7 protein-coding genes are annotated in these 12,149 nt (G+C 62.2%); 6 read left to right on the top strand and 1 reads right to left on the bottom strand.

The window, feature by feature from the left end; all coding sequences use genetic code 11:
* The 6 genes from LD28_RS0105190 to LD28_RS0105165 form a co-directional block, all read left to right on the top strand.
* A partial coding sequence (locus LD28_RS0105190; protein ID WP_033135946.1) for an NADH-quinone oxidoreductase subunit L occupies positions 1 to 1,123 on the top strand: 1,123 nt, incomplete at its 5' end.
* Positions 1,124 to 1,222: 99 nt separating this feature from the next.
* Positions 1,223 to 2,767, top strand: coding sequence for an NADH-quinone oxidoreductase subunit M (nuoM, locus tag LD28_RS0105185; RefSeq protein ID WP_033135944.1), 1,545 nt, complete (start codon positions 1,223 to 1,225; stop codon positions 2,765 to 2,767).
* Entirely contained in the window at positions 2,764 to 4,227 is a 1,464-nt protein-coding gene (gene nuoN / locus LD28_RS0105180) for an NADH-quinone oxidoreductase subunit NuoN (RefSeq protein ID WP_033135943.1), read from the top strand. Before nuoM ends, nuoN begins: the two co-directional genes overlap by 4 nt.
* 189 nt (positions 4,228 to 4,416) lie before the next feature.
* Entirely contained in the window at positions 4,417 to 5,547 is a 1,131-nt protein-coding gene (locus LD28_RS0105175; RefSeq protein ID WP_033135942.1) for an FIST signal transduction protein, read from the top strand.
* The gene (locus LD28_RS0105170) at positions 5,544 to 6,974 is read left to right on the top strand and encodes an HD-GYP domain-containing protein (protein WP_033135941.1); all 1,431 of its coding nucleotides are present in this window, start codon (positions 5,544 to 5,546) and stop codon (positions 6,972 to 6,974) included. The genes LD28_RS0105175 and LD28_RS0105170 overlap by 4 nt, the downstream gene beginning before the upstream one ends.
* Positions 6,975 to 6,989: 15 nt before the next feature.
* Positions 6,990 to 8,534 carry an HD domain-containing phosphohydrolase gene (locus LD28_RS0105165; RefSeq protein ID WP_050514257.1) on the top strand — a complete coding sequence of 515 codons (1,545 nt, stop codon included), beginning with the start codon at positions 6,990 to 6,992 and terminating at the stop codon, positions 8,532 to 8,534.
* Positions 8,535 to 8,604: 70 nt separating this feature from the next.
* On the opposite strand, the gene purL is transcribed toward LD28_RS0105165, so the two are convergent.
* Positions 8,605 to 12,149 (bottom strand): phosphoribosylformylglycinamidine synthase (gene purL / locus LD28_RS0105160; protein ID WP_033135940.1); only part of this gene is annotated, 3,545 nt, incomplete at its 5' end.

Below are 12,149 nucleotides of genomic sequence, written 5' to 3'. Positions count from 1 at the left end.
GGATGCGATGGCAGGCCCGACCCCGGTCTCTGCGCTGATCCACGCCGCTACCATGGTAACCGCCGGTGTCTATCTGATTGCCCGTACCCACGGCCTGTTCCTGCTCGCCCCGGAGATCCTCCATCTGGTCGGGCTGGTTGGCGCCATCACGCTGGTGCTGGCCGGTTTTGCGGCGCTGGTTCAGACCGATATCAAGCGGATCCTCGCCTACTCCACCATGAGCCAGATTGGCTACATGTTCCTGGCACTCGGTGTCGGCGCATGGGAAGGGGCCATCTTCCACCTGATGACCCACGCCTTCTTCAAGGCGCTGCTGTTCCTCTCCGCCGGTGCCGTCATCGTCGCCTGCCACCACGAGCAGAACATCTTCAAGATGGGTGGCCTGCGCAAGAGTCTGCCGCTGGTCTATGCCTGCTTCCTGGTGGGTGGCTCGGCGCTGGCCGCGCTGCCGCTGGTCACCTCCGGTTTCTACAGTAAGGACGCCATCCTGTGGCAAGTAGAAGCCTCTGGCCAAAGCGCGCTGCTGTGGGCAGGTCTGGTAGGGGCATTCCTCACGTCGCTTTATACCTTCCGGCTGATCTTTATCGCCTTCCATGGCAAAGAGCAGACCAAAGCCCATGCGGGCCACGGTCTGGCTCACCACCTGCCGCTCTTGGTGTTGCTGGTGCTCTCTACCGGCATCGGGGCGCTGATCACCCCGCCGCTGGCTGGGGTACTGCCCGCAGGCCCGGGGGATCACATCGAAGAGGGTCGCCATGCGCTGGAGATCACTTCCGGCATCATCGCCATTGCAGGCATTGCACTGGCCGCCTTGCTGTTCCTCGGTGAGCGCCGACTGGCCACCTCCATTGCCAACAGTGCGCCGGGTCGCCTGCTCAGCACCCTCTGGTTCAACGCCTGGGGCTTTGACTGGCTCTATGACCAGCTGTGGGTCAAACCCTATCTGCTGGCCACCCGGCTGCTGGCCCGCGACCCGCTGGACTGGATGATGGGCCTGCCCGCCTGGTTTGCCCTGCGTGGCAACCAGCTGCTGGCCTGGACCGTGACCGGCAAGTTGCGCTGGTATGCCGCTTCCATGGGGATCGGTGCCGCACTGGTGCTGGCACTGCTGCTACTGGGGTAAACGCGATGAACAACACGAAGATCGTACAGCCGGGCTGTTTGCCGACCTTGATGGAACAGGGCGTGCAATCTCATATGAACTTGAACGAGAGCTGATACCGTGACCTTACTCTGGATCTTGTTAATTCCTTTTATCGGCGGCTTGCTCTGCTGGCAGATGGAGCGTCTCGGCGGGCAGTTTGTCCGCTGGGTTGCCCTCCTCTCCATGAGCGCCAGCCTGCTGCTCTCCTGTGCCATCTGGCTAAGTGGTGATTTCTCTCTTGCCACCACCGGCCTCGATAGCGCGGGCGTCACTGGTGCCGCTTCCCCATGGGCTGCCGAATGGCGCCTGCCGTGGATCCCCCGCTTTGGCATCTCTTTGCATCTGGCGGTGGATGGCTTGTCACTGTTGATGGTGATCCTCACCTGCTTTATCGGGGTGCTGGCCATCCTCTGTTCGTGGAAAGAGATCGTGCAACGCATCGGCTTCTTCCATCTGAACCTGCTCTGGATCCTGGGTGGCGTGCTCGGCGTCTTTATGGCGCTGGATCTGTTCCTCTTCTTCTTCTTCTGGGAGATGATGCTGGTTCCCATGTACTTCCTGATTGCGCTGTGGGGCCATTCGGTCACTGACGGCAAATCACGGATCAACGCGGCGACCAAGTTCTTCATCTACACCCAGGTGAGCGGCCTGATCATGCTGGTGGCCATCATCGGGCTGGTGCTGACCCACCAGCATGCTACCGGTGTCTTCACCTTCAACTATCTGGATCTGCTCAACACCCCGATGAGCAAGGGCGTTCAGTGGCTGCTGATGCTGGGCTTCTTTATCGCCTTCGCGGTCAAGATGCCGCTGGTGCCGCTGCACGGCTGGCTGCCGGATGCCCATAGTCAGGCGCCGACCGCAGGCTCGGTGGACTTGGCCGGTATTTTGCTGAAAACCGCCGCCTACGGCCTGCTGCGCTTTGCCCTGCCGCTGTTCCCCGAAGCCTCTGCAGAGTTCGCCCCCTACGCCATGGTGCTGGGCCTGATCGGTATCATCTACGGCGCCATCGTGGCGTTCGGCCAGACCGATATCAAACGGCTGGTGGCCTACACCAGCATCTCCCACATGGGCTTTGTGATGATCGCCATCTACTCGGGTAGCGAAGTGGCCCTGCAGGGCGCCGTGGTGCAGATGATCGCCCACGGTCTTTCTGCTGCCGGTCTCTTTATCCTCTGCGGTCAGCTCTATGAGCGGCTGCACACCCGGGATCTGCGCCAGATGGGCGGCCTGTGGGGACGTCTGCGCTATCTGCCCGGCGTGATGCTGTTTTTCTCGGTGGCCTCTCTGGGCATGCCGGGCACCGGCAACTTCGTCGGCGAGTTCCTGATCCTGGTCGGCAGCTTCCAGGTTGCCCCGGTCATCACGGCGGTCGCCACCTTCGGTCTGGTGCTGGCCTCGGTCTACTCCCTCATCATGCTGCAGCGCGCCTGCTTTGGCCCCGCCAAGGATGAGAGCGTGCTCAAGGGACTGGATCGCCGCGAGCTGACCATGATGATGGTGATCGCCGGTCTCCTGGTACTGCTTGGCCTCTATCCCCAACCCGTGATTGATACCGCCAGCAGCAGCCTCATCAACGTGCTGCACTGGTATCTGCTGCCGACTGCTGGAGCCCTGCAATGACCTTCTCCGCTTCCCAACTGCTGGCACTGCTTCCCCTGCTGTTGACCACCGGGGCCATGGCGGCCCTGATGCTGGCCATCGCCTGGCGCCGCTGTGTCACCACCGCCTTTACCGTGACCATTGTTGGCCTCAACCTGGCGCTCTTCTCCCTGCCCATCGTGATGGCGCAGGGGGAGCAAGGCGTTACCCCGTTGCTGCAAGTTGATGGCTATGCCGTCTTCTACATGGGGTTGGTACTGATAGGCTCACTGGCAACCTGCACCTTTGGCCAATCCTGGCTGAAAGCCTACCCGGACAATCGGGAAGAGTTCTTCCTGTTGCTACTGATCGCCACCGCCGGTGGACTGGTGCTGGCCTGCTCCCGCCATCTCGCCTCCCTGTTTATCGGGATCGAGATGCTGACCCTGCCGATGTTCGGTCTGGTGGGCTACGCCTACCGCGAGCGCCACTCGCTGGAAGCCGCAGTGAAGTACATGGTGCTCTCTGCCGCGGCTACCGCTTTCCTGCTGTTTGGTATGGCGCTGCTCTACGCGCAGGCTGGCAGCCTGAGCTTTGCCGCCCTGGGGCAGACCCTGGCCCAGAGCCCGGCTCACCATCCGCTGCTGATGGGCGGTTTGGGGTTAATGCTGGTCGGCTTTGCCTTCAAACTCTCCCTGGCCCCCTTCCACCTCTGGACCCCGGATGTCTATGAAGGCGCCCCGGCCCCGGTCGCCAACTTCCTTGCAACCGTCAGCAAGGTCGCCGTGTTTGCCGTACTGCTGCGCTTCTATCTGGCCGTACCGGCTGCAGCCGATCCCATGATCCACTGGTTGCTGGCCGCCATGGCGGTCATCTCCATCCTCGTCGGCAACCTGCTGGCGCTGGTGCAGACCAACGTCAAACGGATGCTGGGTTACTCCTCCATCTCCCACTTCGGCTACCTGCTGGCGGTGATCGTGGCGAGCCGCATCGGCCAGATGCCGGTGGAAGCGGCCGGGGTCTACCTGCTGATGTATCTCTTCACCAGCCTCGGTGCCTTTGGTGTCGTCAGCATGATGTCGAGCCCCTATCGCGGCAAGGATGCAGACTCCCTGCACAGCTATCGCGGCCTGTTCTGGAAACGCCCTTACCTCACCGCCGTGATGACGGTAATGATGTTGTCGCTCGCGGGCATCCCGATGACCCTCGGCTTTATCGGCAAGTTCTACCTCATCGGCGTCACCGTCGAGGCGCAGCTCTGGTGGCTCTCCGGCGCCATCGTGCTCGGCAGCGCGCTGGGTCTCTACTACTACCTCAAGGTGATGGTGACCCTCTATCTGCGCGAACCGGGCATGCAGCAGCGGGATGCCAGCGCCGACTGGGCACTCTCCTCCGGCGGCGTGGTAGTACTGCTCTCTGCCGCCCTGGTGGTGTTGCTGGGGCTCTACCCGCAACCGGTCATCTCTCTGGTGCAGGGCTTGCAGAACGTCGTTCTGCAGTAACTCCAACAGCTTCCCAATCAAAACCGGCCCCTGTGGCCGGTTTTTCATATCCGTCAGAATGGATGCATGCCCCCCTACCCAAATTGTTCGGCGTTATAACGACTTATCGCACTCCATCAAAGATTGCCTGGTATTCATTCAGCCCCCTTGCTGATATATTGATGACTGGCAGGAATGGAGTTCCACGCGATGATGCAGCCCTCCTTTCATCAATTTGATGCGCATCCACTGAGCGACGCACTGCTTCCCTACCGAGGGGAACGACTCGATGTGTTGCTGGCCGAGCAGGATGCCGCGCGCGTTGCCGAACTGCAGTTGCTATGTCACCACTTCGACATCCAACTCTGTGGCGCCATCTTTCCAAGCCTGGTCAGCCAGCATGGTTTTCATGATCGGGGAGCCTGGCTACTGCCTCGTCCCGCATCCCACAATCCCCTGCTGATCCCGCTCTCTTCTACCGAAAACGCCGATGCACTGGCAGGTATCATCTGCGAACAGCTGGCTTCCCGCCTTGCACAATGGCCGGATACACAGAAGACCCCCACGCTCTTCCTGACCTTCGATGCCATGATCCCCAATATTGCCTCCATTCTTGAAGGGATCTATCTGCGACTGGCGGACAGGGTCAACTATGCCGGGGTCAATGCCGGCAGCGGCCAGTTCACGGCCATGCCCTGCCTGTTCGACAACCAGACATTGCTGGATCACGGGGTCAGTTGCGCACTGCTTCCCCACCACAGTTACTCCCTGCTCGAGCACGGCTATCAACTCACTGCCCAACCCATGCTTGCCACCAGCAGCGATGGCAACAAGATCTCCTTTATCGACTGGGAGCCCGCCTTCAGCCGCTATCAGTCGCTGATCCGGCAGCAATTCCAGCAGAGCATCACGCCGGATCAGTTCTACCAATACGGCGTCCACCTACCGCTCGGGTTGCTCAGAGCCAATGGCGACGTGATCGTGCGCATTCCGGTCGCCGTCACCGCAGAGGGGGCCTTGCTCTGCGTCGGGGAAGTGCCTGATCACAGCATCCTTACCCTGCTCAAAGCGCCACAAAGTGCGACCGCCCATGCCATCGAGCTGGCCGGAAAACTCAGCCAGCACGGAGTGCCTGAACGCATCGAGCTCTACTACTGCGCCGGGCGCCAACAGCACTTCGGTACGCAGAGTGCGCTTGAGCTGGAGACCCTCTTCACCCACAGCGGAGCACATGAGCTGGTCGGCGCCCTCTCCCTTGGCGAAATTGGCAGCCTGCGACCGGGGGACTATCCCCTGTTTCACAATGGCGCCATCCTCTGCAACGGAGAGGGAAGACGATGAACAACGATCACGCCATGGCCATCGTCTGCGACCTCTCTCTCTGTATCGGTCGTGAGGTCACCCTTGATGCCTTGCTGACCAAGGTGCTGCAGCGCTTCCTGTTTCACTGTGCCTGCCCGGTCGGCGTGGTGCTGCAGCAGTTGCCGCAAGGGGAGCAGAGGATCATCAAGGCGATCGGGGACGAACAGTTGCTCCAGCATCAAGGGCAATCTGTGAGCCTCCCCTCCTGGGTCATCGATGGCGATCAATGCATCCTGCGTGCGCCGCTGCCCCTGCCCGGCTCCCGCACCTATCCATTTGCCTATCGCCTCAACATCGAGGGGGGATATCTGATGCTGCTGCTCTCCCCCAATCCGGAGCATCAGGGCGAGCCGCTCTGCCAACTGTTCAGCCCCATCCTTGGTAACCTGGCCCGCGCCATCCAGTTGTGCCGGGACAGCGAGCAGCTGGCACTGCGCCAGCAGGCAGAGCTGGTCGACATGCAACGCTTCAACGAGTCCCTGTTAAGGGCGATCCCCATCCCGGTGTTCTACAAGGATGTCGAGGGACGTTTCATCAGTTGCAACCCGACCTTCACCCAAATCACCGGCATCAGCAAGGCCGATCTGCTGGGCAAGCGAGTGGATGAAATCCTCCCCCCCGAGCTGGCCGAAGAGTACATCCAGCGCGATCTGGCGGTGCTGCGCAGCAGGCAGCCGCAATATTTCGAGCACCTTCTGCTGGATCGCAGTGGCAGACGCTATCAGGTGCTCAACTTCAAGGATCTCTTCTATGACCATCAGGGCGAGGTGGCCGGCATCATAGGGGCGCTGGTCGATATCACCCGCATCAAGGAGAGCGAGCAGCAGCAACGCACCCTGCTGTTCCAGACCATAGCCGCCCTCTCCTCCGCCATTGCCCACAAGGATCCCAGCACAGCAGGCCATGAGCGGCGCGTGCATGATCTGGCGCTGGCCATCGGCCAGCATCTGCAACTCTCTCAGGAGCGGCTGGATGGACTTGGCCTCGCGGCCATGGTGCACAACATCGGCCTGCTGCAGATCCCGGCAGAGATCCTCACCCGCCCCCGCGAACTGAGGCCCGTGGAGTTCGAGCTTATCAAGCAGCATCCACAGGCCGGCTGCGAGATCCTGCAGCAGATAGACTTCCCCTGGCCCATCACCACCATAGTGCTGCAGCACCATGAAAACATGGATGGCAGCGGCTACCCGCAGGGACTGCAGGGCGATGCCATCTGTCTGGAGGCGCGGATCATCCGGGTGGCCGACTCCCTCGCCGCCATGACGGCCCACCGTCCTTTCCGGCGAGCCATGTCCCTCACCGAGGCCTTCGCCGAGCTGACGCGCTATGCCGGCGTTCGCTATGACGAACAGATAGTCAGCGCCTGCTTTACCGTGTGGCAGGCGGGCGACTGCTTTACCAACTGATCCAGGTGGCCCCCGATGACATCCAAGCACATCACTCGCCCAACCTCACCACAGGCCATCAACCTGCCACGGGATGCTTTTCTGCTCAGCCAGGTGATGGATCAACTGCCTTATCGTGTCCTGCTCAAAGACACCCGCTCCGTCTTCATTGCCTGCAACAGGTTGGTGGCCGACGATCTTGCCCTCCCTCCGGAGCAGATCATCGGCAAATGCGACATCGACTTTTTCCCGGCCAAGCTGGCCCAACGCTATCGGGATGATGATCTCAGGGTCATGGCCAGCGGCACGACCCAGCACCACAAGGAGCCCTATCTCAGAGGTGGCGAGGCCCGCTGGCTCAGCACCACCAAGTTTCCCCTGCGCGATGAGCTGGGCGAGGTGGTGGGTGTCGGCGTCTTCTTCGAAGACATCACTGAAACCAAGCAGCAGCAGGAACGGTTGCAGCAATACACCTGGACCCTGGAGGCCATCGGCCGCGCCCACCACGCCATGCTGGAGCAGGACGATGAGAAGAAACTGCTGCAGGAGATCTGCGACGCCATCACCTTTGATGACCGCTTCCCCCTCGTCACCGTATTGCAAGAGGTGGCTGGCCAGAACGCACTGCAGGTGCTGGCACAGGCGGGCAACGCGGTCTGGTTCTCCAACGATGAGTGGCTCACCCGGGATCCATCTCTGCACCATCTCATCCACCAAGGTACCGCGTGCAACGAGATGCTGAACACCGAACGTGTTCACCACTCCGCCACCCTGCGCGCCCGCCTGCTGTTGCCGCTGCAATGGCACGCCACCTTGCGCGGCGGACTGCTCATCCACAGCGAACAGGCCCGTACCTTCACCGATGAAGAGATGCGCCTCTTCAACCAACTCGCCGACTACCTTGCCTACGGTCTGCAGGCCCGCAGCACCCAGCAGGCCTATCTCGCCGCCCAGCGCGACAAAGTGTTGCACGCCCGTCAGCTGGAGCTGGCACTGGAAGATGCACTCGGTGCCATTGCTGCCGTGCTGGAGCAGCGCGATCCCTACACCGCCGGCCACCAGAAGCACGTCGCCACCCTGGCGCTGGCCATCGGGCGCGAGCTGAAGCTGGATGAGAAACAGCTGCGAGGACTCTATCTGGGGGCCATGGTGCACGATATCGGCAAGATCCAGGTGCCGGTCGACATCCTTACCAAACCGGGCAGGCTGACGCCTCAGGAGTTCAATCTGGTCAAAGAGCACCCGATTGCCGGTTATCAGGTGCTCAAGGATGTTGCTCTGCCCTGGCCCATCGCCCAGATGATCCACCAGCACCACGAGTATCTCGATGGCTCCGGCTACCCGGCGGGGCTCAAGGGTGAGCAGATCCTGCTGGAGGCCCGCATTCTCACGGTGGCCGACATCGTGGAGTCCATGTCCTCTGATCGCCCCTACCGCGCCGCCCTCGGCATTCCTCAGGCCAGGGCCCACATCATAGATCTGCGCGGCACCAAGCTGGATGAAGCGGTAGTGGACGCTTGCCTGCGCATTCTGGATCGCGGGGATTTCACTCCCCATGAGTTGGGCCACGGCCAAGCCTGAAGTCGCACGATGCCATAAAAAAACCGGCCAAGTGGCCGGTTTCTGTTTTTATGCGCTGGCGCCGTCTCTATTAACCCAGACGGACCCGGGCGTTGCGGAACATCCGCATCCAGGCGCCGTCCTCGCCCCAGTTGTCGGGGTGCCAGGAGTTGGCAACGGTGCGGAACACCCGCTCCGGGTGCGGCATCATGATGGTGGCGCGGCCATCTTGCGTGGTCACGGCGGTGATACCGTCCGGCGAGCCGTTCGGGTTGGCCGGGTATTGCTCGGTCACGCTGCCGCGGTTGTCGACAAAGCGCAGCCCTACCAGACCGCTGGCTTGCAGTGCGTTCAGGTGAGCGGCATCGCGCACCTCGACACGCCCTTCCCCGTGGGAGACGGCAATGGGCATCACAGAGCCCGCCATCCCGGCGAAGAAGGCCGACGGGGACTCCTGCACCTGCACCAGACTGAAGCGCGCCTCGAAGCGCTCGGAGCGGTTGCGCACAAAGCGCGGCCACAGATCGGCGCCCGGGATGAGGTCTCGCAGGTTGGACATCATCTGGCAACCGTTGCACACACCCAGGGAGAGCGTATCGCCACGCTCGAAGAAGCGCTGGAACTGCTCGCGGGCGTTGTCGTTGAACAGGATGGACTTGGCCCAGCCTTCGCCTGCACCCAGCACGTCACCGTAGGAGAAGCCGCCACAGGCCACCAGGGTCTGGAACTCCTCCAGCTTGATGCGACCGGAGAGAATGTCGCTCATATGGACATCCACTGCCGCGAAACCGGCACGATCGAACGCCGCCGCCATCTCCACGTGAGAGTTGACCCCCTGCTCGCGCAGCACGGCCAGACGGGGGGAAACCCCGCGGGCGATATAAGGTGCAGCCACATCCTCGGACAGGTTGTAAGTCAACTTGGCATGCAGACCCGGATCGGTGGCGTCCTGACGGGCCGCGTGCTCCTGATCCGCACACTCGGGGTTGTCGCGCAGGCGCTGCATCTGCCAGCTGGTTTCGCCCCAGATGGTGCGCAGCGCGGTACGGCTGGCGCGATAGACCTCCTGACCGGCACGCTGCAAGGTGATGAGATCCCCCTCGCGCACGGTGCCAAGCACATGGGAGCAGGCTGCCAGACCGTGACCGGCCAGCAGGGTCATCACCGCCTCTTTATCTTCGCGGCGCACCTGAATGACGGCGCCCAGCTCTTCGTTGAACAGCGCAGGCAGCAGCTCGCCGCCGATGCGATCGAGCTGGATGTCGAGGCCGCAGTGACCGGCAAACGCCATCTCGGTCAGGGTAACGAACAGGCCACCGTCAGAGCGGTCGTGATAGGCGATCAGTTTGCGATCGGCCACCAGTGCCTGAATGGCGTTGAAGAAGCCCTTGAGCTGAACCGGATTGTCGAGATCCGGCGCCTTGTCACCCAGCTGGCGATAGACTTGCGCCAGCGCAGAGGCGCCGAGGCGCTGTTTGCCGTTGCCAAGGTCGATGAGGATAAGGTCGGTCTCACCGAGATCGGTACGCAACTGCGGGGTGACTGTGTTGCGCACATCCTCAACCCGGGCAAAGGCGGAGATGAGCAGGGAGAGCGGCGAGGTGACGCTTTGCTCCTTGCCATCCTGCTGCCAGCGGGTCTTCATGGACATGGAGTCCTTGCCCACCGGGATGGTGATGCCAAGGGCCGGGCAGAGCTCCTCACCCACCGCTTTGACCGCCTCATAGAGACCGGCATCTTCACCCGGGTGACCGGCGGCAGCCATCCAGTTGGCGGAGAGCTTGACCCGCTTCAGTGACCCGATGTGGGTTGGTGCCAGGTTGGTGAGCGCTTCCGCTACCGCCATACGGGCAGAGGCGGCGTGGGAGAGCAGCGCAACCGGGGTGCGCTCGCCCATCGACATGGCTTCACCGTGATAGCTGTCGTAGGTAGCGGCGGTGACGGCGCAATCGGCCACCGGGATCTGCCAAGGGCCAACCATCTGGTCGCGGTTAACCAGACCGGTCACGCTGCGATCGCCGATGGTGATAAGGAAGGATTTCTCCGCCACGGTCGGCAGGCGCAGCACCCGCTCGGCCGCGTCACTCAGAGTGATGCCATCGAGCTGGAGCGCTTTGCCCTGTGCAGGCAGGGTCACCACGTCACGGTGCATCTTGGGCGCCTTGCCCAGCAGCACGTCCAGCGGCAGATCGATGGGCTGGTTGTCAAAGTGGCTGTCAGAGAGGGTCAGATGCTTCTCTTCAGTCGCGGTACCGATCACGGCATAAGGGGCGCGCTCGCGCTCGCACAGCGCCTTGAACAGCGGCAACTTATCTTGCGCCACCGCCAGTACATAACGCTCCTGGGATTCGTTGCACCAGATCTCCAGCGGGCTCATGCCCGGCTCGTCGCTCTGGATAGCGCGCAAATCAAAACGACCGCCGCGCTCACCGTCGTTGACCAGCTCCGGCATGGCGTTGGAGAGACCACCCGCCCCCACGTCATGGATAAAGACGATGGGGTTCTCATCCCCCAGCTGCCAGCAGCGGTCGATCACCTCCTGGCAACGGCGCTCCATCTCGGGGTTGTCACGCTGCACCGAGGCAAAGTCGAGATCTTCTGCCGACTGGCCGGAGGCCATGCTCGATGCCGCACCACCGCCCAGACCGATGTTCATCGCCGGGCCGCCCAGCACGATCAGCGCCGCGCCGACCGGGATCTCCCCTTTCTGGACATGTTCGGTTCTGATGTTGCCGATACCGCCTGCCAGCATGATGGGCTTGTGGTAGCCACGCACCTCGACGCCGTTGTGGCTCGGTACCTCCTCTTCGAAGGTACGGAAGTAACCGAGAATGGCCGGACGGCCAAACTCGTTGTTAAACGCGGCGCCGCCGAGCGGCCCCTCCTGCATGATGTCAAAGGCACTGACGATGCGGCTCGGCTTGCCGAAATCCTGCTCCCAGGGCTGCTCGAAGCCGGGGATGCGCAGGTTGGAGACGGAGAAACCGACCAGACCCGCCTTGGGCTTGGCACCGCGACCGGTGGCACCCTCGTCGCGGATCTCGCCGCCGGAGCCGGTCGCCGCCCCCGGGAACGGGGAGATGGCGGTCGGGTGGTTGTGGGTCTCCACCTTCATCAGGATGTCGACCTGCTCCTGGTGATACTGGTACTCGCCGTTAGCCGGGCTCGGGAAGAAGCGGCCACCCTGACTCCCTTCCATCACAGCGGCGTTGTCTTTATAGGCAGAGAGGACATGATCCGGCGTCTGCTCGAAGGTGTTCTTGATCATCTTGAACAGCGACTTGGGCTGCTGCTCACCATCGATAGTCCAGTCGGCATTGAAGATCTTGTGACGGCAATGCTCGGAGTTCGCCTGGGCGAACATGTAGAGCTCGATGTCATTGGGATTGCGGCCCAACTTGGTGAAGTTCTCCACCAGATAGTCGATTTCGTCGTCGGCCAGCGCCAGACCCAGCGCCACGTTGGCCTCGGCCAGCGCAGCACGGCCACCGCCCAGTACGTCTACCTGGGTGAAGGGGCGCGGCTCATGGTGAGCAAACAGAGCGCTCGCCGCATCCATGTCGGCAAACACCACTTCCATCATCCGATCATGCAGCACGGCGGCAATGGCGGCGCGCTGGGCGGCGCTCAGCTCAC

This window comes from Aeromonas finlandensis (assembly GCF_000764645.1).
Classification (GTDB): domain Bacteria; phylum Pseudomonadota; class Gammaproteobacteria; order Enterobacterales; family Aeromonadaceae; genus Aeromonas; species Aeromonas finlandensis.
This window is presented reverse-complemented; position numbering and strand designations above follow the sequence as displayed.